The sequence below is a fragment of the Streptomyces zhihengii genome, assembly GCF_016919245.1.
GTDB classification, from domain to species: domain Bacteria; phylum Actinomycetota; class Actinomycetes; order Streptomycetales; family Streptomycetaceae; genus Streptomyces; species Streptomyces zhihengii.
This window is the reverse complement of record NZ_JAFEJA010000001.1, coordinates 5,156,132-5,181,875: the sequence shown is the minus strand read 5'-3', so window position 1 is coordinate 5,181,875 and position 25,744 is coordinate 5,156,132. Positions and strand designations below refer to the sequence as shown.

Below are 25,744 nucleotides of genomic sequence, written 5' to 3'. Positions count from 1 at the left end.
CCGCGGACGGGTGGCCGGGGAGGGGGCGGGATGGGTGCGAGCCGGTTCACCAAGGAGTGCCTCGACGCGGCGGCACGCGACGCACGATGCATGAGCGAGCTGATGACCGGGCTCGGACTGGCCCCGGACGGAGCGAGCCGCCGTTACCTCCGTGCGCGCCTGATCCGCCTCGGCGTCGACACCTCGCACTTCGAACGCGAGGGGGTGCGGTGGACGCGCGAGGTCCTCACCCCCGTGGTCGCCGCGTCGACGAGCATGTGCGAGGTGCTGAGACGCCTCGGGCTCGACGTCGTGGGCGGGTATCACACCCACATCAGCAGGCGGGTCAGGGCGCTCGGCCTGGACACCACCCACTTCGGGCCGCCGGACCGGGCGGGAGAGACCAGACGGCGCGACCCGATGGCGGTCCTCTCGCTCCAGCCGCCGGACCGCTCGCGACGCATCCCCGGTGAACGCCTGCGCAGAGCGATGATCGCGGCCGGGGTCCCGGATCGGTGCGCGCTGTGCGGCACGGCTCCGCACTGGCGCGACCGCCCGCTCCCCCTGGAGGTCGACCATCAGGACGGGGACTGGCGGAACAACCGCCCGGAGAACCTGCGGCTGCTCTGTCCCAACTGCCACGCGGTCACCGACACCTACCGGGGCCGGGCGGGGAACCGCTCGGTCGCGCCGGGCTCCGTCGATGAGCTCCGGGCCGCCGTCGCGGGCGCGGTCTCCGTGGCGGGAGCGCTGCGTCTGATGGGCCGCCCGGTGAGCACCCGGCAGCGCGCCCTCTTCCATGCGCTCGTGTCCGAGCACGGCCTGGACACCTCGCACTTCCACCGGCAGAACCACTCGCCCGCACAGCCGGGCCCCTCGGCACGGAGCGCGGACGAGGTCCTGGTCCGGCACGGGCGGGATCACCGGACGAGAACGGTGGTGCTGCGCCGCGCGCTGATGGAGACCGGGGTCCCGGAGCGGTGCGCCGGGTGCGGGACCGGGCCCCGCTGGCACGGGCGGAGGATGGTTCTGGAGGTCGACCACGTCAGCGGCGACCGGCACGACGACCGCCGCGAGAACCTCCGACTGCTCTGCCCCAACTGCCACGCGGTGACCGGGACCTGGTGTCGCGGCGGATCACGCAGGCCGGTCGCTGCGCCGCACGGCGCGGCCGTAGACTGACCGCAGCCGGCTGAGGCGCATGCCAGATCCGGGGCGGCCGTGGCGTAATTGGCAGCCGCGCAGGTCTTAGGAACCTGTGGGAGAGATCCCGTGGGGGTTCGAGTCCCCCCGGCCGCACATCGAGAGGGCCCCGCGCACACGTGCGCGGGGCCCTCGGCGTCCGTCACGTCCCCCCTCAGCCCAGCAGTTCCCGCACCGCCGGCACCAAGGCGCGGAAGGCCTTGCCGCGGTGGCTGATGGCGTTCTTCTCGGCGGGGGTGAGTTCCGCGCAGGTGCGGTCGTCGCCGTCGGGCTGGAGGATCGGGTCGTAGCCGAAGCCGTTGGTGCCGTGGGGGGCGCGGCGGAGGGTGCCGGTGAGGCGGCCCTCGACGACGCGTTCGGTGCCGTCGGGGAGGGCGAGGGCGGCGGCGCAGGCGAAGTGGGCGCCGCGGTGGGGGGTGTCGATGTCGAGGAGCTGGGCGAGCAGCAGGTCGAGGTTGGCCTGGTCGTTGCCGTGGGTGCCGGACCAGCGGGCGGAGAAGATGCCGGGGGCGCCGCCGAGGACGTCGACGCAGAGGCCGGAGTCGTCGGCGACGGCGGGCAGGCCGGTGGCGCGGGCGAGGGCGTGGGCCTTGAGGAGGGCGTTCTCGGCGAAGGTGACGCCGGTTTCCCTGACGTCGGGGATCTCGGGGAAGGCCTCCGCGCCGACGAGTTCGTGGGTGATGCCGGCGTCGGCGAGGATGGCCTTCAGTTCGGTGATCTTCCCGGCGTTGCGGGTGGCGAGGATGAGTCGGGTCATGCCCCGATTATCCGGGGGTGCAGACCTTGCCGATCTCGGTGGCGGCGTCGGTGACGGGTGAGATGTCGGGGGTGGCGTCGCCGTTCTCGATGGCGGTGCGCACGTTGGTGACGCCGGTCTTGAGGTCGTCGACGGCCTTGCTCAGGTCGGCGTTGTCGGTCTTGTCGCCGAGGTTGCCGAGTTCGCGGTCGATGGCGTCGAGGGATTCCCTGGCCTGGCCGAGGTCGCTGGTGCCGGTGGCGACGGCGTCCTGGAGGTTGCCGACGCTGGTCGCTATGGCGTCGGCGGTCTCGACGCATTCGATGGCCTTGTCGAGTGCGGCGCAGCCGACGGCGGCGGGCACGAGCAGGGCGGCGGTGGCGATGCTGAGGGCGATACGTCGGCGCGCGGCCATGTGGAACGGTCCTCCCCGGGTGGTGGCCGGGCGCACGGTTCGGCCCGTGCGCCCGTACCGGTGTTGACGCCGGGGGGCGTGGTTCGGTTGCCCGGTCAGGCGAGGGCGTCGCGCTGGAGGGCGGCGAGGTCGGCGCAGCCTCCGGTGGCGAGGTCGAGGAGGGCGTTGAGCTCCTTGCGGTCGAAGGGCTCGGCCTCGGCGGTGCCCTGGACCTCGACGAAGCGGCCGTCGCCGGTGCAGACGACGTTCATGTCGGTCTCGGCGCGGACGTCCTCCTCGTAGCAGAGGTCGAGGAGGGGGGTGCCGTCGACGATGCCGACGCTGACGGCGGCGACGGTGCCGGTGAGGGGCTTGCGGCCGGCCTTGACCAGCTTCTTGCCCTGGGCCCAGGTGACGGCGTCGGCGAGGGCGACGTAGGCGCCGGTGATGGCGGCGGTGCGGGTGCCGCCGTCGGCCTGGAGGACGTCGCAGTCGAGGACGATGGTGTTCTCGCCGAGGGCCTTGTAGTCGATGACCGCGCGCAGGGAGCGGCCGATGAGGCGGCTGATCTCGTGGGTGCGGCCGCCGATCTTGCCGCGGACGGATTCGCGGTCGCCGCGGGTGTTGGTGGAGCGGGGGAGCATCGAGTACTCGCTGGTGACCCAGCCTTCGCCGCTGCCCTTGCGCCAGCGGGGCACGCCTTCGGTGAAGGAGGCGGTGCAGAAGACCTTGGTGTCGCCGAAGGAGATGAGGACGGAGCCCTCGGCGTGCTTGCTCCATCCGCGTTCGATGGTGACGGGGCGGAGCTGTTCGGGGGTGCGGCCGTCGATGCGTGACATGGGGGCGAGCCTATCGGCAGATGGGTGAGGGGCCTGTTCCGGTTGATCGGATTCAGGCCCCTCGGGTGTGCCGTGGTGGTGTCAGCTCACATCATGTCTTCGATGTCGGCGGCGATGGGGTCGGCGTCGGTGCCGATGACGACCTGGATCGCGGTGCCCATCTTGACGACGCCGTGGGCGCCGGCGGCCTTGAGGGCGGCTTCGTCGACCTTGGCGGGGTCGATGACCTCGGTGCGAAGGCGGGTGATGCAGCCTTCGATCTCCTCGATGTTGTCGATTCCGCCGAGCCCGGCGACGATCTTCTCTGCCTTGCTGGCCATGTTGTCTCCCTGCGTTCAAGTGCGCTGAGCGCTGCCTCGGCCCACCGTTGATCACCGCTGGTCCGGTTTGTCACGGTAACGCACGGTTGGCCCACGTTCACGGGCGGGCAGCCGTCTCGTACCGAATGATGACGATCACCGGCCCCCTGCCGTACGAGGCGTGCGGCGGGGGCGGCCGATCACCGATGACTGGTCTACACCAGTCTGCAACGCCTGCCAAACAGAGCCTGTTCCGGGAGGACGCCGATGAGCACCGAGAGTGCGGCCGCGCCGCAGCGCAAGTGGTGGAACGGACTCTTCCAAGGGCTCCAGAAGGTGGGCCGCAGCCTTCAGCTCCCGGTCGCCGTGCTGCCGGCGGCCGGTCTGCTGGTCAGCCTCGGCAATCTCTTCGCGGCCTATCTGGACGGGCCGTTCTGGGACAAGACCTCGAAGGTCCTGATCAACGGCGGCACCGGGATCCTGGACGGGGCGCTGGGGCTGCCGCTGCTGTTCTGCATCGGTGTCGCGATCGGTTTCGCGAAGAAGGCCGACGGGTCGACGGCGCTCGCCGCGGTGGCGGGCTTCCTCGTCTACTTCAACGTGCTGAAGGCGTTCCCGGTGGACGGGTCGGTGACGGAGCTGACGCCGGACGGGACCCCGCAGAATCCGGGTGTGCTGGGCGGCATCCTGATCGGCCTGCTGACCGCGGTGATCTGGCAGCGCTACCACCGGACGAGACTGGTGGACTGGCTGGGCTTCTTCAACGGCCGGCGGCTGGTCCCGATCATCATGGCGTTCGTCTGCTGCGCTCTGGGTGTGGTGTTCGGGCTGCTGTGGGAGCCGGTGGGCGACGCGCTGACCTGGTTCTCCAAGCAGCTCATCGACATGGGCGCGTGGGGTGCGGGCATCTTCGGTGTGGCGAACCGCCTGCTGATCCCGATCGGCATGCACCAGTTCCTGAACACGTTCTTCTGGTTCCAGGCGGGCGAGTACACGGACGAGGACGGCACCGGGGTGCAGGGCGACCTGACGCGCTTCTTCGCGGGCGACCCGGACGCGGGCCAGTTCATGTCCGGCTTCTTCCCGATCATGATGTTCGGCCTGCCGGCGGCGGCGCTGGCGATCACCCACTGCGCCCGGCCCGAACACCGCAAGCGGGTGGCGGGGCTGATGTTCTCGGTCGCGCTGACGTCGTTCGTGACGGGCGTGACGGAGCCGCTGGAGTTCTCGTTCATGTTCGCCGCGCCCCTGCTGTACGGGCTGCACGCGCTGCTGACGGGTGCCTCGATGGCGATCACCTGGGCGCTGGGGGTGCACGCGGGGTTCAGCTTCTCGGCGGGGCTGATCGACTACGTCGTGAACTGGCATCTCGATACGAAGCCATGGCTGATCCTGCCGATCGGCGCGGGTTTCGCGGTCGTCTACTACGTGCTGTTCAGAGTTTTGATCACCGCTTTCAATATTCCGACCCCCGGCCGGGAGCCGGAGGAGGTCCAGGAGGAGATGGAGCGGGAGCAGACGAAGTAGCCGTACGGGGTAGAAACCCGCAGATCAGAAGGCCCCTGGACCCGGTCGGGTCCAGGGGCTCCGTCGTGGTTGACCGGATCGTTACCCCGGCCGGGAAATGCGAAGGTTCCTTATCTAACCCTCACCGTGCTACAACAGGTCTACACCACTCAATGGTGTAGACCACGCGGTCCAGACCACTGCCGCGTTCCCCGTTTCGAGTCGCCGCCGACTCCCCCGTTGTGCACCCTTCGGCGGCGCCTTGCTCCCTGGAGGAAGTTGATGTCCACGGCCAGCGCCGCCCCCGCGGCGGACAAGAAGAAGCCGGGCGCCGGCGCCATGGCGGTGCTCCAGCGCATCGGCCGCAGCCTGATGCTGCCGGTCGCCGTGCTGCCGGCCGCCGCGCTGCTGGTCCGGCTCGGGAACAGCGACATGCTCGGCAGGGAGTCGTTCCCGGAGTTCGTCACCAAGATCGCCGGATTCATGTCCGCGGGTGGCAACGCCATCCTCGACAACATGGCCCTGCTGTTCGCGGTGGGCATCGCGATCGGCTTCGCGAAGAAGGCCGACGGCTCGACCGCGCTCGCGGCCGTGACCGGTTACCTCGTCTTCAAGAACGTGCTCGGCACGTTCACCGACGGCAGCCTCCCCGAGAAGGAGGCCATCGTCGACGGCAAGATCGTGATGGTCGAGCAGGCGGTCGACGCCAAGGTGCTCGGCGGCGTCGTGATGGGCATCGTCGTCGCGCTGCTCTACCAGCGCTTCTACCGCACCAAGCTCCCCGACTGGGCGGGCTTCTTCGGCGGCCGCCGGCTGGTCCCGATCCTCTCCGCCTTCGCCGGTCTGGTCATCGGCATCGCCTTCGGCTACATCTGGCCGGTCCTCGGCGCGGGTCTGCACCACTTCGGTGAGTGGCTCGTCGGCTCGGGCGCGGTCGGCGCCGGCATCTTCGGTGTCGCCAACCGCGGTCTGATCCCCGTCGGCATGCACCACCTGCTCAACTCCTTCCCGTGGTTCCAGGCGGGCGAGTTCAACGGCAAGAGCGGCGACATCGCCCGCTTCCTGGAGGGCGACCCGACCGCCGGACAGTTCATGACCGGCTTCTTCCCGATCATGATGTTCGCGCTGCCCGCCGCCTGCCTGGCGATCGTGCACTGCGCCCGCCCCGAGCGCCGCAAGGTCGTCGGCGGCATGATGTTCTCCCTGGCGCTGACCTCCTTCGTCACCGGTGTGACCGAGCCGATCGAGTTCACGTTCATGTTCATCGCCCCGGTGCTGTACGCGATCCACGCGGTGCTCACCGGTGTCTCGATGGCGCTGACCTGGGCGCTGGGCATGAAGGACGGCTTCGGCTTCTCCGCCGGCGCGGTCGACTTCTTCCTCAACCTGGGCATCGCGACCAACCCGTGGGGCCTGGCCCTGGTCGGTCTGTGCTTCGCGGCGGTCTACTACGTGGTCTTCCGCTTCGCGATCGTCAAGTTCAACCTGCCGACGCCGGGCCGCGAGTCCGACGAGGAGCTCGCCGAGCTCCAGAAGGCCGAGGCCAAGTAGCCCCGGGCCGTCACCGGCACAAAGCGGAGCCCCGGGCCACCTGGCCCGGGGCTCCGCCCCGTGCGGGGGGGCTGTGGCACCTCTTCTCACACCGGGGCCGCGTCGCCCGGGACGCACAGGACCGGGACCCGCGACAGGTGGAGCAGCTTGTGCGGGGTGGATCCGAGCAGCGCGCCGCGCATCGGGCTCTCGCCGTAGGAGCCGACGACGATCACCCGGGCGTCGTGCCGGGCCGCGGCGTCCAGCAGCGCGGCGGCCGGGCGCTTGTCGAGGATCTCGACGGTGGTCGGCACCCCGGCCTCGTCCGCCACCGCGACCGCGTGCCCCAGTGCGGTGCGGCCCGCCCTGCGCAGGGCCTCGGAGTGGGAGGCGTACTCCTCCCCCATCGCGCCGGGGGCCGCCGCGCCGTACACCAGGACCAGCGGTTCGCCGAAGGCGGCGGCCACCTCGACGGCCACCCGCAGCGCCGGGACCGCGCCGGGGGATTCGTCGTAGCCGAGGACGACCGGCATCTCAGGTCCCCTTCCCGGGAGGCCCGGAAGGACCGGAAGGACCGGAACTGCCGGAGGCTCCGGGCGCGGACGGCGGGGCCGGTCCGTCGCCGCCGTGCCCGCCGTGGATCACGGCGTCCGGGCCGGCCACCGAGGGGCGCTCCCGCCAGAACGGGCCGCCCATGATCCGCTGGGCGATCATCACGAGCACGCCGACGGCCACGATGACGATGCCGATGACCAGCGGCGGGCCGAGACCGAACCAGGACACCCCGCTGTAGGAGTTCTCCGGGTCGGCCATGTCGCCGACCGACTCCACCAGCAGCCAGGCGAGCAGCCCCGCCCCGACGAGCGGTCCGAGGCCGATGAGCAGGAAGTTGCGCACGCTCTCGGTCAGCCTGCGGCGGTAGTAGACGGCGCAGGCCACCCCGGTGAGCGCGTAGTAGAAGGCGATCAGCAGCGACAGCGCGGTGAGCGAGTCGAAGAGCGCGTTCTCGCTGATCGCGTTGACGACGAGGTACCAGACGATCGCGACCACGGCGACGCCCCAGGTGCTGACGTCGGGCGTGCGGAAGCGGGGGTGGATACGGGCCAGCGGATTCGGCAGTGCGCCGCGTCGGGCCATCGACAGCGCGGTGCGGGAGGCCGGGATGATCGTGGTCTGGGTGGAGGCGAGCGCGGAGGTGGAGACGGCGAGCAGCACGACCCAGTCCCAGCCGCCCATCGCCTCGTTGGCCAGGACGGCGAAGATGAACTCCTCCTCGGCGGCGTTCTCCGCGAGGAAGGCGGGGCCCGCGTAGGCGACGACGGCGATGCCGACGGACAGGTAGGTGACCACCAGCACGATCGTGGACCAGATGCCGGCCCGGCCGGGGGCGCTGGCGGAGTCCTTGACCTCCTCGGTGAGGTTGACCGCCGACTCCCAGCCCCAGTACATGAAGACGCCGAGCAGCAGTCCGCCGGTGAGGGCCGCGCCGCCCGCGCCGAACGGGTCGAGCCAGGCGAAGCGCGGTTCGACGCCGTCGAGGGAGCCGGTGCCGGCGTAGACGCGGTAGAGCGCGACGGCGGCGAAGACCAGCAGGCACACGATCTGGGCGGCGATCAGCACGTTCTGGACGCGGGCGGACGCCTCGGTGCCGATGACGCAGATCGCCGTCATGCCGATGATCAGCAGCACGGTGAGCAGTTGGCGGACGAAGTCGTTCTCGGCCCAGCTGTCGAGTCCGACGGTGAGGAGTCCGAAGCCGACGGCGACGTCGGCGAGCGAGCCGACGACCAGGACGCCGGTCATCATGATCGCCCAGCCGCCGAGCCAGCCGGCCCACGGTCCCATGGCGCGGGTCACCCAGGAGAAGGTGGTGCCGCAGTCCTGGTCGACGCGGTTGAGGTAGTAGAAGGCCGAGGCGATCAGCAGCATCGGGACGAAGGAGGCCAGCACCACGCCGGGGGCGTAGATCCCGACGAGGGCCACGATGGGGCCGATGACGGCGGCCAGGGAGTAGGCCGGTGACGTCGAGTTGACGCCGATGACGAGGGCGTCGAAGAAGCCGATCGCGTTGTGCTTCAGTTCCGGTTGACGGGTGCCGGTGCCGTGGGAGGGGCCGGTTCCCGCAAGGTCTTCTGCCATGGTGCCCCCGCTGCGCGAGGCGTTGGAGCGGAGCGTACCCGGACAATTCTGCCATCGGGCGGCGCACTCGGCCCGGCGACGGACCGGGCCCCGGCGGCGGGTGTGCCGTCCGGGGCCGGGGCGGGCGCGGAGCCGGGTGTGGCGCCCGGGACCGGGCCGGGCGCGCGGGGTGTCAGATCTCGTAGACCGCGCCGGGCCGGGCGATCTCGGCGGGCCCGGTGTAGACCTCGCGGGCGTCGGCGAGGTTGCGGGCGCCGTCCGTCCAGGGCGGGATGTGGGTCAGCACCAGGCGGCCGGCCCCCGCCGTGCGGGCGGATGCGCCGGCCTCGCGGCCGTTGAGGTGGAGGTCGGGGATGTCCTCCTTGCCGTGCACGAACGACGCCTCGCACAGGTACAGATCGGTGCCGGCCGCCAGTTCGTCGAGGGTCGCGCTGACGCCGGTGTCCCCGGAGTACGTCAGCGACCTGCCGCCGTGCTCGACGCGGATGGCATAGGTCTCGACGGGGTGGGCCATGCGTTCGGTGCGTACCGAGAACGGGCCGATCTCGAAGCTGCCCGCCTTCAGGGTGTGGAAGTCGAAGACCTCGCTCATCGCGGACGCCGTGGGCGTGTCCGCGTACGCCGTGACCAGCCGCTGTTCGGTGCCCTCGGGTCCGTAGACCGGGATGGCGGGGCAGCGGCCGCCCTCGTGGCGGTAGTAGCGGGCCACGAAGTAGCCGCACATGTCGATGCAGTGGTCGGCGTGGAGATGGCTGAGGAAGATGGCGTCGAGGTCGTAGAGACCGCAGTGGCGCTGCAGCTCGCCGAGGGCACCGTTGCCCATGTCGAGGAGCAGCCGGAAGCCGTCGGCCTCTACGAGGTAGCTCGAGCAGGCCGAATCCGCGGAAGGGAACGACCCCGAGCAACCGACGACGGTGAGCTTCATGGAGCTGGAACCTCCGTTGACGAAGGAGGGCTGGGGGAGGGTCGTGCGGTGCGTCGAGCGTAAGGCGCAAAAGCCCTGGTCGCTCCTCAGCGACGCTCTGTTGTGGGCGAACTCACCCCGTGATCGGCCCGGGACGCACCGAGCAGGCGAGGGTACCGTCTTCCCATGGACACGTGGTGGTGGCTCGCCGTGGTCGCGGTCGTCGTACTGGCGCTCGTGGCCGCGCTCTCGGACGGGATCGGGCGCCGTGGGCGGGGGGCCGGCCGGCGCCCCGCGGGCCGGGGCCGTCCGCCGGCGCGCCCGGGCGAGCGCCCCCGGGGGCGGGGGAAGCGGCTTCCGGTGCCCGGCGAGATCTGGTGGGCCGAGGTGCCCTACGAGGACGGGCCGGGGTCGAAGGACCGGCCGTGCCTGGTGCTGTCGGTGCGGGACGGCGGGGTGCTGGTCGCGAAGATCACCAGCAAGCACCACGAGGAGCGGCCGGGGGTCGTCGCGCTGCCGCCGGGCGCGGTGGGCGACGCGCGGGGGCGCCGGAGCTACCTGGAGACGGACGAGCTGCGCACGGTGCGGCCGGCGGGCTTCCGCCGCAGGGTGGGCACGGTCGATCCGGCGGTCTGGCGGAAGGTGCGGCACCTGTCGGCGTGAGCCGGGTGCCGGTACGGGAACGGGCCGGGTGGTCCGTACCTCCCGGGTACGGACCACCCGGCCCGTCGGCGTCTCGCGGTGTGTCCGGCGTCAGGCCCAGAGCTGGCCCTGGACGGCGGCGATCGCCTCTTCGGTCGTCTTCGCGGTGTAGACGCCGGTCGACAGGTACTTCCAGCCTCCGTCGGCGACGACGAACGCGATGTCGGCGCTCTCCCCCGCCTTGAGGGCCTTCCTGCCCACGCCGATCGCGGCGTGCAGCGCGGCTCCCGTGGAGACGCCCGCGAAGATGCCCTCCTGCTGGAGGAGTTCACGGGTGCGGGTGACGGCGTCCGCCGAGCCGACGGAGAAGCGGGTGGTGAGCACGGAGGCGTCGTACAGCTCGGGGACGAAGCCCTCGTCGAGGTTGCGCAGCCCGTAGACCAGGTCGTCGTAGCGCGGCTCGGCGGCGACGATCTTGACGTCGGGCTTGTGCTCGCGCAGGTAGCGGCCGACTCCCATCAGGGTGCCGGTGGTGCCGAGGCCGGCCACGAAGTGGGTGATGGACGGCAGGTCGGCGAGGATCTCGGGGCCGGTGGTCGCGTAGTGGGCGCCGGCGTTCCCCGGGTTGCCGTACTGGTAGAGCATCACCCAGGTGGGGTTCTGCTCCGCGAGCTCCTTGGCCACGCGGACGGCGGTGTTGGAGCCGCCGGCCGCCGGGGACGAGATGATCTCGGCGCCCCACATGGTGAGCAGGTCGCGGCGCTCCTGCGAGGTGTTCTCCGGCATGACGCAGACGATGCGGTAGCCCTTGAGCCGGGCCGCCATCGCCAGTGAGATGCCGGTGTTGCCGCTGGTCGGTTCGAGGATGGTGCAGCCGGGGGTGAGCCGCCCTTCCTTCTCGGCCTGCTCGACCATGTGGAGCGCAGGGCGGTCCTTGATCGAGCCGGTCGGGTTGCGGTCCTCCAGCTTGGCCCAGATGCGGACGTCGTCGGAGGGCGACAGTCGGGGCAGCCGGACCAGGGGCGTGTTGCCGACGGCCGCGAGGGGGGAGTCGTACCGCATCAGCGCATTCCACCGGCGACGGCCGGCAGGATCGTCACGTTGTCGCCGTCGGACAGCTCGGTGGAGATGCCGTCGAGGAAGCGGACGTCCTCGTCGTTCAGGTAGACGTTGACGAAGCGGCGGAGCTGGTCCCCGTCGACAATGCGCGCCTGGATGCCGGTGTGGCGGGACTCGAGGTCGGCGAACAGGTCGGCGAGGGTCTTCCCGTTGCCTTCGACGGCCTTGGCTCCGTCGGTGTAGCTGCGGAGGATGGTCGGGATGCGGACCTCGATGGCCATGGTGTGGGCTCCTGTCGGAAGGGTGGCGCAGGGGCGCGCGGCTCGGGCCCCCCGCGCGAGGGGGTGCTGCTGGGCTCGGGTGCGCTCGTACGTCAGGCCGTCGTCGCGCGTACGAACGGGGCGCGCGCCGTACACATCGCACTGGCGAGGCGGCACAGGTCGACGTGCAGCCGCGCAACGAGCAGCAGGGTGCTCGGCGTCTTGTCGCTCACGTCATGGACAACCATGCGCTCATCGTATCGATTCCCGGTCCGGGATCCGGAGTGTGATCTCACATGATGGAAAGATCCGGCTCAGTATGCGGTCCGGAGCCGGGGGCGCCCCTTCCCCGGCCCGGCCGGTGGCGGGTCCGGCCGGGCGGGGGCGGGGGTGCTACGCGTAGGCCTCGACGACCTTGACGTCTTCCTCCGTGATCACTCCGTCCACGATGCGGAACGAGCGGAACTGGAAGGGGCCCGCGTCGTCGTGGTCGGCCGTGGAGACGAGGACGTAGTGGGCGCCCGGCTCGTTGGCGTAGGTGACGTCGGTGCGCGAGGGGTAGGCCTCGGTCGCGGTGTGGGAGTGGTAGATGATCACCGGCTCCTCGTCGTTGTCGTCGAGTTCGCGGTAGAGCTTCAGCAGGTCCGCGGAGTCGAACTCGTAGAACGTGGGCGAGCGGGCGGCGTTGAGCATGGGGATGAACCGCTCGGGGCGGCCGGATCCCTCCGGTCCCGCGACGACGCCGCACGCCTCGTCGGGGTGGTCCGCACGGGCGTGGGCCACGATCTGGTCGAACAGGGCGCGGGTGATGGTCAGCATGGGCGACAGAATAGGCAGACGGCCCCCGGATCAGGGATCCGGAGGCCGCCTGCCGAGACGGAGCGGGTGACGGGCCGGTCAGCGGCCGGCGTCCACCTGCTGCCGGTCGCGCTCGGCGATGCGCGGGTCGCGCTTCTTGAGCAGCTTCCAGCCGACGGCCAGGCACACGGCCCAGCCGGCCGCGACGTACAGGCAGACGCGCGCGTCCTTGTCGTACGCGATCATGCAGGTCACGCCGATGAGGAAGAGCAGCGCGACCCAGCTGAACAGGGCGCCGCCGGGGGCGGGGAAGGACGAGGCGCGCAGGCGCCCGGCCTCGACCGCGGAGCGGTAGCGGATGTGGCTGACGAGGATCATCATCCAGGTCCAGATGCCGGCCGCGGTGGCCACCGAGGTGACGTAGAGGAACGCCTTCTCCGGGACGACGTAGTTGAGGACGACGCCGATGCCCATGAGGGCCACGGAGACCGCGATGCCGACGGCGGGGGTGCGGCGGGCGTTCAGCTTCCCGAAGGACTGCGGGGCCTCCTTGTTGGCGGCGAGGTCGCGGAGCATCCGGCCGGTGGAGTACATGCCGGAGTTGCAGGACGACAGGGCCGCGGTGAGGACCACGAAGTTGACGATGCCGGCCGCGAGCGGGATGCCGATCTTGCCGAAGGCGTGGACGAACGGGCTCTCGCCCGCGGAGAATTCGGTCCACTTCACGACGGACAGGATGACCAGCAGGGCGCCGACGTAGAAGACGATGATGCGCCAGGGCAGCGTGTTGATGGCCTTGGGCAGGGTCTTCTCGGGGTTCTCCGACTCGCCCGCCGTGACGCCGACGAGTTCGACGGCGAGGTAGGCGAACATGACGCCCTGGAGCGTCATCAGGCTGGAGCCGATGCCGTTGGGGAAGAACCCGCCGTGGGACCAGAGGTTGGAGACGGTGGCGGTGTCACCGGCGTCGGAGAAGCCGAGGGTGAGGACGCCCAGGCCGATGACGATCATGCCGATGATGGCGGTGACCTTGATCATCGAGAACCAGAACTCGACCTCGCCGAAGATCTTCACCGAGATCAGGTTCACGCCGAACAGCACCACGAGGAAGACCAGGGCGCTGACCCATTGCGGGATGGACGGGAACCAGAAGTGGATGTAGATGGCCGCGGCGGTGAGTTCGGCCATGCCGGTCACCACCCACATCAGCCAGTAGGTCCAGCCGGTGACGAATCCGAAGAAGGGGCCGAGGAACTCACGCGCGTATTCGGCGAACGAACCTGAGACCGGCCGGTAGAGGAGCAGCTCACCGAGCGCCCGCATGATGAAGAAGATGACGACGCCCGCGAGGGCGTACATGAGGATGATGCTGGGCCCGGCCTTGGCGATGTTCGCCCCGGCGCCCATGAACAGGCCGACGCCGATGGCGCCGCCGATGGCGATCATCTGGACCTGACGGCTGCCGAGCCCGCGCTCGTAGCCTTCCTGCGAGGTGTTGCCCCCGGCCTCGTCGCCGGTGTTCTTGTCGACCTGCACCGAGGTCATGGTGATGCGCCCTTTCTCCATGCCGATCCGCTCCGCCGGACGGCGGTCGCGGATCAGGTCCTGATCCCCCCGGATATGGATGGAGTGCCACCGGCGGTCCGCCGGTCCCAGCGCCCCCGGGAACAGGGGTGGCGTTCCCGGGTGGTCGTGAAGATTTATCACGGCCGCAACAGTGATCCACCCGCCGGAGTGTGGCGCACACCACAGGAAGAAGCGGACATAAGAAACCCGCGTCGGCAAAACGCGCCGCGCGGGTGACGTGATCGTTATCCGGATTTGAGTGTTCGTTGAGCGAACCATGGACGAGGCCGGCGCCCCGCCCGGCCGGCGGCTCCCGCCGCCGCCCGGTTCACCGCAGCAAGGTCTCCACGAGGGTCTCCTGGAGGGCGCCGAGCCAGAGGTACGCCATCACCATCGGCTTGCGCGGGTCGGAGTCGGGGAGCCGGTAGAGCCGGCTGTTCTCGTCCTCGTCGCCGACGTCGAGGCGGGTGCCGATGGTCAGGCGCAGGTCGTTGAGCGCGCCGAGCCAGTGCCGGCAGTCGTCGCCGCCGAGTTCGAGCACGGCGCCGCCGTCACCGGCGGGGGTGAGTCCGTCCAGGGTGCGGACCACGGCGAGCGCGTCGTCGCGTTTGCGGGAGCGCAGGTCGTTCTCGGTGAAACGGCGGAACTCGGCGGAGGCGGCGAGCAGTTCGCGGTCCTCCGGGTCGTCGTCGGGGCCGCCGTACGCCTCGGGGAACAGCCGCGCAAGCGCGGGGTCGGAGGGCGGTTCGCTGGGGCCCTCGGCGAAGAGCGCGGCCAGCGGGTCCTCGCCCTGGGCCGGTTCGTCGCCGGGGCCGAGCAGCTCCAGCAACTGGACGGCGAGGGAGCGCAGGATGGAGATCTCGACCTCGTCCAGCGCCACGGCGGCTCCGCCGCCCGGAAGCGGCTCGAAGTGGGAGCTCATGCGTTGCGGTCCTGGGAGAGGGTGGCCCACAGTCCGTATCCGTGCATCGCCTGCACGTCGCGCTCCATCTCCTCGCGGGTACCACTGGAGACGATCGCGCGCCCCTTGTGATGGACGTCGAGCATCAGCTTGTGCGCCTTGTCCTTGGGATAGCCGAAGTACGCCTGGAACACATAGGTGACGTAGCTCATCAGGTTGACGGGGTCGTTGTGCACGATGGTCACCCAGGGCACGTCCGGCTCGGGGACGGCGACGATCTCCTCGGCCGGCTCGGTCCGCTCGATCTCCAGTGGCACAGTCACTCCACCCATGCTGCCACCTGACACCCCCGGTCGCACAAACGGCCCCCCGCCCCGAGGGGGATCTCGTCAGAGTGACGAAATGGGGTGTACGCTGACCGTCATGGCTGCACCGAACGGGGTCGTGTCCCCGGAGCACCGCCCGGCCGACGGCCGGCACGAGACGAAGGCGCGAGGTTGATCGGCGTGAATGTTGCGGACCTTGGGCTGCCGGTGGACGTCCCGTCGACCGCGCTCTTCACCGACCAGTACGAGTTCACGATGCTCCAGGCGGCGCTGCACTCCGGCACCGCCGAGCGCCGCTCCGTGTTCGAGGTCTTCACCCGCCGCCTGCCCGGCGGCCGCCGCTACGGCGTCGTGGCGGGCACCGGCCGGGTCCTGGACGCGGTGGAGAACTTCCGGTTCGACGAGGGCGTCCTGCGCTTCCTGCGCGATGCGGGCATCGTCGACGAGCGGACCCTCGACTGGCTGGCCGGCTACCGCTTCAGCGGCGACATCTGGGGCTACCCGGAGGGCGAGGTGTACTTCCCCGGCTCGCCGATCCTGCGGGTCGAGGGGTCGTTCGCCGAGTGCGTGCTGCTGGAGACGGTGATCCTCTCCGTCCTCAACCACGACTCGGCGATCGCCGCGGCGGCCTCCCGGATGTCCGCCGCCGCCGGCGGGCGACGGCTCATCGAGATGGGCGCCCGCCGCACCCACGAGCTCTCGGCCGTCGCCGCGGCCCGGGCCGCGTACGTCGGCGGCTTCGACTCCACGTCCGACCTGGCGGCCGGCTTCCGGTACGCCATCCCCACCGTGGGCACCAGCGCCCACGCGTTCACCCTGCTGCACGACAGCGAGCGCGGCGCCTTCCAGGCCCAGGTCGACTCGCTCGGCCGGGGCACGACGCTGCTGGTCGACACCTACGACGTCACCGAGGCCGTGCGGACGGCCGTGGAGATCGCGGGCCCCGAGCTCGGCGCCGTGCGCATCGACTCGGGCGACCTGCTGCTGGTGGCCCACCGGGTCCGCCGGCAGCTCGACGAGCTGGGGGCCGTGGACACCCGCATCGTGGTCACCTCCGACCTCGACGAGTACGCCATCGCCTCGCTCGCAGCGGCGCCCGTCGACGCGTACGGCGTGGGCACCCAGCTCGTCACCGGCAGCGGGCACCCGACCTGCTCGATGGTCTACAAGCTGGTGGCCCGGGCGCGCTCGGCCGACCCGGGAGCGCCCCTGGAGCCGGTCGCCAAGAAGTCGCTCGGCGCCAAGACGTCGATCGGCGGCCGCAAGTGGGCGGCGCGCCGGCTCGACGAGCACGGTGTCGCCGAGGCCGAGGTCGTGGGCATCGGGGAGGTGCCGGCGGAGCTGGCGGACCGGCAGCTCCTGGTCCGGCTGGTCGAGGGGGGCGAGGTCGTCGGCCGCGAGCCGCTGGACGCGGCCCGTGACCGCCACATCGCGGCCCGCTCGGCGCTGCCGATGTCCGCGATCCAGCTCTCCCGCGGCGAGCCGGTCCTCCCCACCGAGTACGTCTGACGGGCCGCGGCCGCGGGGCCCGGCGGCCCCGCGGCGGCCCGCCCCCTCCCGCGGGGCGGCCGCAGTGACTACGCTCGACAGCCCTGCGAGCCGCCCCCGACCGGACCCCCACCGAAGGACATGTCATGCACCGCGCGTTGATCGTCGTGGACGTTCAGAACGACTTCTGCGAGGGCGGCAGCCTCGCGGTGACCGGCGGCGCCGATGTCGCGGCCGCCATCACCGAGCTGATCGGCCAGGCCCAGCCGGGATACCGGCACGTCGTCGCCACCCGGGACCACCACATCGACCCGGGCGCCCACTTCTCCGAGCACCCCGACTACGTCGACTCCTGGCCTCGGCACTGCGTCGCCGGGACCGAGGGCGTCGGCTTCCACCCCAACTTCGCCCCCGCCGTCGCCTCCGGCGCCGTCGCCGCCGTCTTCGACAAGGGCGCCTACGCGGCGGCCTACAGCGGCTTCGAGGGCGCCGACGAGAACAGCGTCACGCTCGCCGAATGGCTGCGGGCCCGGCAGGTCACCGAGGTGGACGTCGTCGGCATCGCGACCGACCACTGCGTGCGCGCCACCGCGCTGGACTCGGCCCGGGAGGGCTTCACCACCCGGGTGCTGCTGGGGCTGACCGCGGGCGTCGCCGCCGCGACGACTCAGAAGGCGCTGGAGCAGCTCCGTGCGGCGGGCGTGGAACTGAGCGGCGAGCCGGTCGTCCGCTGAGCCCCGGCGGGCTCCGGCGCGTCCGGTGTCCCGGCGGGCCCGGTGCGGGCAGGGCCCGGAGGCCCTGGACGGCCGTGGGGCCCGGTGCGGGGCCGGGCCCCGGAGGCCCTGGACGGCCGTGCCGCCCTCGCGGCACCCGCGACCGCAGGGACGCGCCACGGGCCGGCGAAGGCGCCGGGGACCCCGGCGCCCGCGGCCGGCGGCGTCATGGCTGGGGGGCCGGTCTGCGCAGTGCGCGTATCGGGTGCCAGAGCTCCGGGGCGCGGCTCTCCTCCGTCCGCCACAGCAGGCCGTCCGGATGGTGCAGCACGGCCGTGATCTCGTCCGGTGTGGGCGGCTCCGCGTTGCCCCGCAGGTAGACCGCCCGCAGTCCGAGGTTGCGCAGCCTGGTCAGGGCGCGCGCCCGGTTCGCGGCATGCACCAGGAAGCGGACCGACGTCCCGTCGCCCGCCGGATTCGGCAGGCTGAGCGCGACGACCACACTGCCTCCTGGCAACTTCGAAAAACCTCCGCCGGGCATGCGGAACCACTCCCCCGTGAGTTCGCTGTCAATAAGAACCTCGTCCCCCGCACCTAAACACGATCGGCCGCCGCCCGCTAGAGGGCGACGGCCGATGATGCTTTGACCTGCGACGATGCAGATTACTTGGTCGACGGACCGACCTTCACCGTGATCGTCCAGCCGCTCAGCGGCTCCTTGACGATCGAGATCTTGGTGTTGGTGTCAGTTACCTTGACGCTGCCCGTCGGGTTCTCCGGGTACCAGTACACGCCCTTCCTGTCGTCGAAGGCCGACACCCCGCGCTGCGACGGGATCCGCAGCGCCACGTCCTTGTTGTGGAGCGTGAAGGCGTCGGTGCGGTACAGGCTGAACGACGAGTCGAAGGTCTGGATCTTGTTGCGCAGCACCGTGCCGTCGGCCCACTTCAGCGGCTTGGCGTGGGCGTCCACCGGAAGGATCAGACCCTGGCCCGGGTGGGCGCTGGTGTTGTTGTCCTTCTGGGAGGTGTCCCACTGCCAGACCATCAGGCCGTTCTGGTACGGGTAGTGCTCGACCCACGCGTCCTTCGGCGCCTTGAAGCCGAAGTTGTACGGGCCGACCCGCAGGGTCTCGTCGTAGGAGACGTACTGGCGGTTCTCCGCGATGTAGTACTGCTCGTACTCCAGCGTGAAGGACTCGCCGATCCGGTTGAAGCCCTTGGCGGCCCATCCGGCGTCGTCGCCCTCGGCGTTGTCCGAGAAGATCGCGGCGCCGTCGGCGTTGACCGTGATGGCGTCGGCCGAGAAGCCCTTGCCCGCCACGCCGCCGTCGGTCTGGTAGCGGAAGCGGACGTCGACCTTCTTGCCCGCGTAGGCGTCCAGCGAGTACACGAGCTTCTTGTGCGCGCCGGAGACACCGGTGAGCGCCGGCTTGTCGCCCGCGTCGCGCGGGATGGCCTTGCCGTCCGCGGTGCCGTCGACGGGCGTCCAGTTGGCGCCGCCGTCGGTGGAGACCTCGGCGTACAGGTAGTCGTAGTTCTCCTCGATGTCCCACCAGCCGGTGAGTTCGAGGGAGGCCGTGGACTTGCCCGTGAGGTCGACCGACCGGGTCAGGGTGTTCTTGAGGTCGTCGCCCATGTCGCTCCACCACTGCTTGGAGCCCTCGGCGGGCTTCACGACAGTCGTGGTGACCGGCTTCTTGGGCAGCTCGACGACGAGCGCCTGCGGCTTCTTGGTGTTGTACGCCGAGACACCCAGGGTGTGGGTGGACGCGGTCGCCGCCTTGGCCGTCTCGTAGTTGAGCCAGCCGAGCTGGAGCTTGTCCCAGGCGGTCATGTCGCCGGGGAGGTCGCCGATGGAGTCCTTGCCGGTGCCGAGCCAGGAGCCGGCCGACATCAGGGTCCAGTAGCCGGTGGAGTTCTCGCCGCCGCCGGAGGTGTCGTAGTGGTCCGGCAGGCCGAGGTCGTGGCCGTACTCGTGGGCGAAGACGCCGAGGCCGCCGTTCTCCGGCTGCATGGTGTAGTCGCCGACCCAGATGCCGGAGTTGCCGATCTGGGTGCCGCCGGCCTTGTTGTTCGCCGGGCCGGAGGCGCCGGCGTCGGTGCCGTAGGCGTACCAGCGGTGGGCCCACAGGGCGTTCTCGCCCTGGGCGCCGCCGCCGGCCGACTCGTCCTCGCCCGCGTGGACGATCTGGAAGTGGTCGATGTAGCCGTCGGGCTCGTTGAAGTTGCCGTCGCCGTCGAAGTCGTAGCGGTCCCACTCGTCGTAGCCGGCGAGCTGCTGCTTGATCTCGGCGTCGGTCTTGCCCTTGGCCTTCTGGTCGGCGGCCCAGGCGGTCACGCCGTCGCGGACGGTGTCCCACACGTTGGCGCAGTTGGTGTCGCCGCAGTAGTTGGAGCCGTAGCGGGCCTCGTTGTAGTCGACCTTGACCCAGTCGGAGACGGCGCCGTCGACCGAGTACCGGCCGGACGAGGTCTTCTCGTAGTAGGTCTTGAGGGACTGCTTCGGCTTGCCGTTCCTGTCCTTGCCGGTGGCGAAGTACAGGTCCTCGAAGTGCTTCTGGTTGTAGTCCGCCTGCCAGGCCGTCGAGTTGTCGACCTTGCGGTCGGGCTTCGCGATCTGGTTGTGGAGCGGGCCGGGCTCGCCGCCGTACTTCTTGACGGGCGCCTCGGGGCCGTCGGGGCCGTCCGGGTCGAACATCGTGGTGTCGTCGACCTTGTCGCCGAACTCCACGAGGATGGTGAAGATCTTGTCCGTCTTCTCACGGGCGAGCTCGACGTACTTCTTGTCGTCGAGCTTGACGACCTTGGAGCCGCCACGCGTCTGCACGGTGGCGTCGCCGGATATGACCTGCTCCAGGGCGGCCTGGCGCTGCTGCTCCTGCTGCTTGCTGAAGGGTCCTTCGAGGTCGTGCTCGACGTGGCCCTTGTGCGGCGCGGGGTCGTGCCGCTCGATGGCCGCAGGGTCCGACGACTTCTGGCCGTCGGCCTGGGCGAAGGTGAACGCCGATGCCGTCGCGGTCGTCGCGGCGAGGGCCACGACGACGGCGGATGCTCTGAACGTCCTTCGCTTGCTGGTCACTTGATGGTGTCCTCCCCCGCGTCCCGTATCGCCGCCGCGGACCGGTTGGTGGGGTCGTCCGCGCGCACGGGGTACGCGTCTCAAGTGACGACATTCGACCGGAGTTGAAGAAGAAAAGACAGTCCTTGACTTGAACAGGCCAAGACACTATGCAGGAGCACCGATCCGCTATCCGGACGAGAGCCCTGTCGGTCAACAGGCGCTCACTTCAGGCCACTTGAGCCGCCCGATGACTCCGTGCGCCCCCCTTGCTCCGGCACCACGGGTAAGGTCACGCTTACTCGGCGTTCCGCCCGGGCATCCAGGACCGTAGAGTGCTGTGCCGGTACGACTGGCGCCCAGCCTCCCCCGACCCTGCCCCCGAGGACGGATTACCGTGATGCCGCGTCCGACTGCCGCACAGTACGCCTACGGTTCGGCCACCGTCGTCTTCTCGGCCGTCGCCCTGCTCCTGCTGACCGGAGCGACGGGCCCCGCCGCCGTCGCCGTCGTCGGCACCCTCGCGCTCGGCCTGGGGCTCGCGGTCGCCGTGGCAGCCCCCGCGCGCCGCGCCGCCGCCCGGCGACGCCCGGCCCCCGGGTCCTCCGCCCCGGCGCCCGCGGCCCGGGCCGGTGAGATCGCGCCCAGGATGCCCGCGCCGCGCGCGGAGGCACGGGTCGGCGGGCACTCCCTGCGCCGCTGACGTCCGGCGCGGACGTACGCGGCCGACGTACACCGCTGCCGCACGCGGCCGACGTACGGCGCTCCGCCGCGGTCCGGCTACGGGGCCGAGACGACGACGGTCTTGCCGGCCTTGTCGTGCAGACCCTGCTTGTACGGCTTGTCGGCCACCACCGTGATCAGGATGACCAGCCACCAGACGCAGTAGCAGCACACCAGCGCGGGCACCCACAGCACGACCGCGCGCATCAGGGCGGCACTGGTGTCCGGGGTGCGCCCGTCGTTGAGCATCGCGGTGCGCAGCTTCATCAGCCGCTTGCCGACGGTCCGCCCGTCCTTCTTGGTCATGAGGGTGTCGTAGCCGATGTAGGCCACGAGGGAGATCAGGGTGAACAGCCACTGCCGTCCGGTGTTCACCTGATCGGTGAACTCGTCCCAGTCGTCGCCGCCGTTCGTGGTCCAGTCCCAGCCGCCCAGCAGCAGGGAGATCAGCGCGAGCGGCACGGCGATGATCAGGATGTCGATGATGCGGGCCACCAGCCGCTTGCCGAAGGGCGCCAGCGGCGGCATGCCCGCCAGCGGGTCCTGCCCGCCGTAGGGCCCCTGCCCGTACGGCGGCGGCTGCCCCCCGCCGTAGGGACCGCCCGGCGCGCCCGCGCCGCCGCCCGGGGTGTCGTACGGGGAGCCGCCGGGCGGCGGTTCGTAGGGGGAGCCGCCACCGCTGCCGTAGGGAGAGCCGCCGCCGGGCGGCGGGCCGCCGGCGCCGCTGCCGTCCGGGGGCGGCGTCGGCCCCTCGGGCCGCTTGCGGAACGGGTCGTCGTCGGGAGGCGGGGTGCCGGGCGGCTGGTCGTTGCTCATGTCGGCAGTGCATACCGGGGCACAGGGCCCCGCAACGGCTCGCGCGCGTTCGGGGGAACGCGCGCGGGCCGGGTGTGACGGCGGGTCAGCCGCTGACGAAGGTGCCCGCCGCCTTGTCGTGCCAGCACTGGCGCCACGGCCGGTCGAACAGGCACCACAGCACGTTCAGCAGCCCGATGACGAGCAGGCCGAGCACGCTGTAGAGGAGCCAGCGGCGCAGGGCCGCGCCGAAGGACGGGGGCTCGTGGGACTCGATGCCCATCACCCGCACCCCGCACAGCTTCTTGCCGAGCGTCCGGCCCCACCTGGCCGTCGGCAGCGCCTCGTACAGGACTCCGAGGACGAGCAGCGCGCCGAGGACGATGCCGATCTGGCCCGCGGTGGTGCCGTCGACCAGCCACACCGTGACCGTCCGGCCGGAGAGCTTCGCGGCCTCGATCTTGGCGTCGATGTGCTCGAACGCGCTCATGCCGACCGGGACCGCCACCGCGGAGACCAGGGCGCCGAGCAGCAGGGTGTCGAGCAGCCGGGCCGCGAGGCGCTTGCCGAGCGGGGCCGGGCGGGCGTTCGCCTGCGCCTGGGCCGCGCGCAGGAAGGGGTCGTCGACCGGGGGCTTCCACGGCACGACGGGCTGGTCGCCGCCGGCCGCCGGCCCGGACGGGGCGAGCCGGTGGACCTGCTGCGGCCAGGAGGCCGCTCCCCCGCCGGGGCCGCTGGTGAGCGGCGACCCCGCGGCGGGCGATGCCCCGGGGGCTGCCTGCTGCCCGGCCGCCGGGGCGGACTGCTGCGCCGGAGGCTGCTGCGCCGGGGCGGGCCGGGCGGGGGCCGTGGCGCCGGGCAGGGCGGACTGGGGCTGGGCGGTGGCCGGGGGCTGCGGCTGCGCGGGCTGGGCGGGGACGGCGGGCGACGGCTGCGCCGGGGCGGGGGCGCCGCCGAGGGAGCGGATGGTCATCGTGCCCTCGCCGGCTCCGGGGCCCGTGGCCCCCGGGCGCTGAGGGCGGATGGCGACGGTGTGCTCGGGCGCCCCGGCCGCGGCGCCGCCGGGGCGCAGTGCCCGGATCGCGACCGTGCCCTCGGCGCCGGCCGGCAGTGCGGGGGCGTCGGCCGCCGGGGCGGCGGGCGCGGGGTCGGCCGGGGCCGCCGGGGTACCGGGCGGCACGGAGCGCATCCCGGGCAGCATGCCGCCCGACGGGTCCTCCGGGGCCCGGGCGGCGGGCTCGGCCGGACGCCGGGGGTCGGGGGCCGCGCCGTCGGCGGCCGGGCCGGGGGCGCCGCCCCAGGAGACCCGGCTGTCGAGGTCGCCGCCGAAACCGGTCTGCCGGGCGGCATCGGCCTGCCAGGCGGACGCCGGTTCGCTGCGGGCGGGTTCGGACTGCCACGGCGCGGCGGCCGCGGGACGGGCGGGGCCTTGGCCGGCCGGCTCCTCCTCGTCGAGGAAGACCGGCCCCGTCTCCTCGACCGCGGGCGCCGGCGGGGTCACCGGGCCCTGGGCGGGCAGGGCGTCGTCCGACGGGGGCGGGACGGGGATCTCCTCGCCGGAGGTGGGCGCGGGCCTGCTCGTACCGGGCACCCAGGCACCGCCGTTCCAGTACCGGACATATCCGGGAATGGAGGGGTCCGGGTAATAGCCGGGTGTGGGGCTGCTGTCACCGGTGGCCGGGGTTGGGGCGCTCATCACCGTGGTCCCGTATCTCTTCGTGGCCTCAATACAGGGTTTACATCTATCAGACCCGTGCGTGCGGCTGGGCCGGTCCGCCGGTAACGGCCACTTTCAGGTAAGGGAACAGTCACGGAAAGTTACCGCCTCAAGTCGCGTAAGAGCGGGCGGGCAGGGCGCTCTCCCTGGGTGGGGCCCGCGGACGGCGGGCCCGCGGACAGCGGAGAGAGGGACCGACCGATGACGAACACCGTGGTGGAACGCGAGCTGGAACTGAACCTGGTGCTCTCCCCCGAGCGCAGCGTCCCGGTACCCGCACGGCTGACGTACCGCACGGCGGACCCGTACGCCGTGCACGTCGTCTTCCATGTCGGGTCGGACTTCCCCGTCCGCTGGACCTTCGCCCGCGAGCTGCTGGTGGAGGGGGTGTTCCGGCCGTCCGGCGGCGGGGACGTACGGGTGTGGCCGTCGACGTCGGAGGGGCGCGGCGTGGTCCTGATGGCGCTCAGCTCCCCCGACGGCGACGCGCTGCTGGAGGCGCCGTCCTCGGTGGTGTCCGCGTGGCTGGAGCGGACGCTGCGGGCGGTCCCGCCGGGGACGGAGGCCGGGCTGCTGCGCATCGACGAGGAGCTGACGGAGCTGCTGGCCCCCACGGCGGACGGCGAGGCGTGAGGGCCGGGGGCCGCACCGCGCCCAGCCCCCGTCCGGGTGGGGCGGGCGGGGCTGCGACGCGTGTGCGGCTGCGGGTCGGGGTCAGAACAGCTTGCCGGGGTTGAGGATGCCCAGCGGGTCGAAGGTCTCGCGGATGCCGCGCTGCAACTCCAGCGCGACCGGGCCGAGTTCCCTGGCCAGCCACTCCTTCTTCAGGACGCCGACGCCGTGTTCGCCGGTGATGGTGCCGCCCAGTTCCAGGCCGAGCGCCATGATCTCGTCGAACGACTCCCTGGCCCGGCGCGACTCGTCCGGGTCGAGGTGGTCGAAGCAGACGACGGGGTGGGTGTTGCCGTCGCCCGCGTGCGCGCACACGCCGATGGTGAGGTCGTACTTCGCCGCGACGGCCGCCGTCCCCTCGATCATCTCGCCGAGCCGGGAACGCGGCACGCAGACGTCGTCGATCATCGTCGCCGACTTGACGGTCTCCAGCGCGGTCAGTGACAACCGGCGGGCCTGGAGCAGCAGTTCCGACTCGGCGGCGGTGTCGGCGGGGACGACCTCGCTCGCGCCCGCCGCCTCGCACAGCCCGGCGACGGCCGCGAGGTCGGCGACCGGGTCGGGGGTGTCGAAGGCGCACAGCAGCAGGGCCTCGGTGCTCTCCGGGAGCCCCATGTTGGCCAGCTTGTTGACGGCGTGGACCGTGGTGCGGTCCATGATCTCCAGCAGGGACGGCGTGTGCCCGCGCTCCATGATCGCGCAGACCGCGTCGCAGGCCGTGCGGGCGGAGGGGAACTCGGCGGCCAGCACGAGCTGGGCCGGCGGCTGCGGCTTGAGCGCCAGGACCGCCTCGACCACGATGCCGAGGCTGCCCTCGGAGCCGACGAACAGCCGGGTGAGGTCGTAGCCGGCGACGCCCTTGGCGGTGCGCCGGCCGGTGTTCAGCAGGCGCCCGTCGGCGAGCACGACCGTCAGGCCCAGCACGTACTCGGCGGTCACCCCGTACTTGACGCAGCACAGGCCGCCCGAGGCGGTGCCGATGTTGCCGCCGATGGTGCACGTCTCCCAGCTCGACGGGTCCGGCGGGTAGTAGAGGCCGTGCTCGTTGACGGCGCGGGAGAGCGTCGCGTTGACGACGCCCGGTTCGACCACCGCGATCCGGTCGACCGGGTTGATCTCCAGGATCCGGTCCATCCTGGTCAGCGAGAGGACGATGCACCCGTCCGAGGCGTTCGCCGCACCGGACAGGCCCGTACGGGCGCCCTGCGGGACGACCGGGACACGCAGCGCGGTCGCGGTCCGCATGACGTGCTGGACCTCCTCGACCGTGCGCGGCAGGACCACCACGGCGGGGGTGCCCGCGTCGCAGAAGCTCGCCATGTCGCGCCCGTAGGAGGCCGTCACGTCGGGGTCGGTGATCAGTGCGCCGTCGGGGAGACCGGTTCGCAGCCGCTCCAGGAGATCGTCCATGATCCCAGCGTCGCACCGGGGGCCATCGGTGTGAACCCGTCTGCCTTCCGCTTCCCACCTCCGAGTGTGTTCTTCGTATGGGCGG

General features: G+C 71.6%; 26 protein-coding genes, 1 tRNA gene and 1 pseudogene. 9 read left to right on the top strand and 19 right to left on the bottom strand.

All coding sequences use genetic code 11. The annotated features are described in order from the left end of the window. Positions 1–30: 30 nt before the first annotated feature. Both JE024_RS21980 and JE024_RS21970 read left to right on the top strand, forming a co-directional pair. Positions 31–663: pseudogene (locus tag JE024_RS21980) on the top strand (HNH endonuclease); the annotation flags it as partial. A 531-nt stretch (positions 664–1,194) separates the two neighbouring features. Next, positions 1,195–1,278: transfer RNA gene (locus JE024_RS21970), tRNA-Leu, on the top strand. A 58-nt stretch (positions 1,279–1,336) separates the two neighbouring features. On the opposite strand, the gene rdgB is transcribed toward JE024_RS21970, so the two are convergent. From rdgB to JE024_RS21950, 4 genes are all read right to left on the bottom strand, one after another. After that, positions 1,337–1,939, bottom strand: a complete 603-nt coding sequence (rdgB, locus tag JE024_RS21965) for an RdgB/HAM1 family non-canonical purine NTP pyrophosphatase (protein ID WP_205375230.1) — start codon at positions 1,937–1,939, stop codon at positions 1,337–1,339. A gap of 7 nt (positions 1,940–1,946) precedes the next feature. Then, entirely contained in the window at positions 1,947–2,333 is a 387-nt protein-coding gene (locus JE024_RS21960) for a hypothetical protein (RefSeq protein WP_205375229.1), read from the bottom strand. A gap of 95 nt (positions 2,334–2,428) precedes the next feature. Then, positions 2,429–3,151: a ribonuclease PH gene (gene rph / locus JE024_RS21955; protein WP_205375228.1), complete on the bottom strand. Its 723-nt coding sequence runs from the start codon at positions 3,149–3,151 to the stop codon at positions 2,429–2,431. Between the two features lie 86 nt (positions 3,152–3,237). Further along, positions 3,238–3,471, bottom strand: coding sequence for a PTS sugar transporter subunit IIB (locus tag JE024_RS21950; RefSeq protein WP_205375227.1), 234 nt, complete (start codon positions 3,469–3,471; stop codon positions 3,238–3,240). 246 nt (positions 3,472–3,717) lie between these two features. Here JE024_RS21950 and JE024_RS21945 point away from each other — a divergent pair, with 246 nt between their 5' ends. Together JE024_RS21945 and JE024_RS21940 are read left to right on the top strand one after the other, a co-directional pair. Beyond that, a complete protein-coding gene (locus JE024_RS21945) occupies positions 3,718–4,977 on the top strand; it encodes a PTS transporter subunit EIIC (RefSeq protein WP_205375226.1) in 1,260 nt (419 codons plus the stop codon). Between the two features lie 261 nt (positions 4,978–5,238). Continuing rightward, the gene (locus tag JE024_RS21940; protein ID WP_205375225.1) at positions 5,239–6,507 is read left to right on the top strand and encodes a PTS transporter subunit EIIC; all 1,269 of its coding nucleotides are present in this window, start codon (positions 5,239–5,241) and stop codon (positions 6,505–6,507) included. A gap of 86 nt (positions 6,508–6,593) precedes the next feature. On the opposite strand, the gene JE024_RS21935 is transcribed toward JE024_RS21940, so the two are convergent. From JE024_RS21935 to JE024_RS21925, 3 genes are all read right to left on the bottom strand, one after another. Next, positions 6,594–7,019, bottom strand: a complete 426-nt coding sequence (locus JE024_RS21935; protein ID WP_205375224.1) for a universal stress protein — start codon at positions 7,017–7,019, stop codon at positions 6,594–6,596. A gap of 1 nt (position 7,020) precedes the next feature. Continuing rightward, a complete protein-coding gene (locus JE024_RS21930) occupies positions 7,021–8,625 on the bottom strand; it encodes an APC family permease (RefSeq protein WP_205375223.1) in 1,605 nt (534 codons plus the stop codon). A 172-nt stretch (positions 8,626–8,797) separates the two neighbouring features. After that, positions 8,798–9,550 (bottom strand): MBL fold metallo-hydrolase, encoded by a 753-nt coding sequence (locus tag JE024_RS21925; RefSeq protein ID WP_205375222.1) that lies wholly within the window; start codon positions 9,548–9,550, stop codon positions 8,798–8,800. A gap of 165 nt (positions 9,551–9,715) precedes the next feature. On the opposite strand from JE024_RS21925, the gene JE024_RS21920 reads away from it, so the two are divergent. Next, the gene (locus tag JE024_RS21920) at positions 9,716–10,192 is read left to right on the top strand and encodes a type II toxin-antitoxin system PemK/MazF family toxin (RefSeq protein ID WP_205375221.1); all 477 of its coding nucleotides are present in this window, start codon (positions 9,716–9,718) and stop codon (positions 10,190–10,192) included. Between the two features lie 90 nt (positions 10,193–10,282). Here JE024_RS21920 and JE024_RS21915 read toward each other — a convergent pair whose 3' ends face one another. From JE024_RS21915 to clpS, 7 genes are all read right to left on the bottom strand, one after another. Further along, entirely contained in the window at positions 10,283–11,233 is a 951-nt protein-coding gene (locus JE024_RS21915; RefSeq protein WP_205375220.1) for a PLP-dependent cysteine synthase family protein, read from the bottom strand. After that, positions 11,233–11,511, bottom strand: coding sequence for a MoaD/ThiS family protein (locus tag JE024_RS21910; protein WP_147986662.1), 279 nt, complete (start codon positions 11,509–11,511; stop codon positions 11,233–11,235). The genes JE024_RS21915 and JE024_RS21910 overlap by 1 nt, the downstream gene beginning before the upstream one ends. Before the next feature lie 92 nt (positions 11,512–11,603). Then, entirely contained in the window at positions 11,604–11,738 is a 135-nt protein-coding gene (locus JE024_RS21905) for a putative leader peptide (RefSeq protein WP_355650186.1), read from the bottom strand. Positions 11,739–11,883: 145 nt separating this feature from the next. After that, positions 11,884–12,309, bottom strand: a complete 426-nt coding sequence (locus JE024_RS21900) for a M67 family metallopeptidase (protein ID WP_205375218.1) — start codon at positions 12,307–12,309, stop codon at positions 11,884–11,886. A 78-nt stretch (positions 12,310–12,387) separates the two neighbouring features. Beyond that, a complete protein-coding gene (locus JE024_RS21895) occupies positions 12,388–13,833 on the bottom strand; it encodes an amino acid permease (protein ID WP_205376664.1) in 1,446 nt (481 codons plus the stop codon). 349 nt (positions 13,834–14,182) lie between these two features. Continuing rightward, entirely contained in the window at positions 14,183–14,776 is a 594-nt protein-coding gene (locus JE024_RS21890; protein WP_205375217.1) for a DUF2017 domain-containing protein, read from the bottom strand. Then, positions 14,773–15,087, bottom strand: coding sequence for an ATP-dependent Clp protease adapter ClpS (gene clpS, locus JE024_RS21885; RefSeq protein WP_205375216.1), 315 nt, complete (start codon positions 15,085–15,087; stop codon positions 14,773–14,775). The genes JE024_RS21890 and clpS overlap by 4 nt, the downstream gene beginning before the upstream one ends. Positions 15,088–15,261: 174 nt before the next feature. Between clpS and JE024_RS21880 the strand changes: the two genes are divergently transcribed. Together JE024_RS21880 and JE024_RS21875 are read left to right on the top strand one after the other, a co-directional pair. Continuing rightward, positions 15,262–16,590: a nicotinate phosphoribosyltransferase gene (locus tag JE024_RS21880; protein WP_205375215.1), complete on the top strand. Its 1,329-nt coding sequence runs from the start codon at positions 15,262–15,264 to the stop codon at positions 16,588–16,590. 125 nt (positions 16,591–16,715) lie between these two features. Next, positions 16,716–17,303, top strand: coding sequence for an isochorismatase family protein (locus JE024_RS21875; protein ID WP_205375214.1), 588 nt, complete (start codon positions 16,716–16,718; stop codon positions 17,301–17,303). A gap of 205 nt (positions 17,304–17,508) precedes the next feature. On the opposite strand, the gene JE024_RS21870 is transcribed toward JE024_RS21875, so the two are convergent. Then, the gene (locus JE024_RS21870; RefSeq protein WP_205375213.1) at positions 17,509–17,823 is read right to left on the bottom strand and encodes a hypothetical protein; all 315 of its coding nucleotides are present in this window, start codon (positions 17,821–17,823) and stop codon (positions 17,509–17,511) included. Positions 17,824–17,945: 122 nt separating this feature from the next. After that, positions 17,946–20,363, bottom strand: coding sequence for an immune inhibitor A domain-containing protein (locus tag JE024_RS21865; protein WP_205375212.1), 2,418 nt, complete (start codon positions 20,361–20,363; stop codon positions 17,946–17,948). 379 nt (positions 20,364–20,742) lie between these two features. Between JE024_RS21865 and JE024_RS21860 the strand changes: the two genes are divergently transcribed. Further along, positions 20,743–21,045, top strand: a complete 303-nt coding sequence (locus JE024_RS21860) for a hypothetical protein (protein ID WP_205375211.1) — start codon at positions 20,743–20,745, stop codon at positions 21,043–21,045. 77 nt (positions 21,046–21,122) lie between these two features. Here the strand turns inward: JE024_RS21860 and JE024_RS21855 are convergent, their stop codons facing one another. After that, positions 21,123–21,881 carry an RDD family protein gene (locus JE024_RS21855; RefSeq protein ID WP_205375210.1) on the bottom strand — a complete coding sequence of 253 codons (759 nt, stop codon included), beginning with the start codon at positions 21,879–21,881 and terminating at the stop codon, positions 21,123–21,125. Between the two features lie 85 nt (positions 21,882–21,966). Further along, positions 21,967–23,556, bottom strand: coding sequence for an RDD family protein (locus tag JE024_RS21850; protein WP_205375209.1), 1,590 nt, complete (start codon positions 23,554–23,556; stop codon positions 21,967–21,969). Between the two features lie 222 nt (positions 23,557–23,778). On the opposite strand from JE024_RS21850, the gene JE024_RS21845 reads away from it, so the two are divergent. After that, positions 23,779–24,210, top strand: coding sequence for an SsgA family sporulation/cell division regulator (locus tag JE024_RS21845; protein WP_205375208.1), 432 nt, complete (start codon positions 23,779–23,781; stop codon positions 24,208–24,210). 81 nt (positions 24,211–24,291) lie between these two features. On the opposite strand, the gene JE024_RS21840 is transcribed toward JE024_RS21845, so the two are convergent. Next, positions 24,292–25,659, bottom strand: coding sequence for an FAD-binding oxidoreductase (locus JE024_RS21840; protein ID WP_205375207.1), 1,368 nt, complete (start codon positions 25,657–25,659; stop codon positions 24,292–24,294). Between the last annotated feature and the right edge of the window lie 85 nt (positions 25,660–25,744).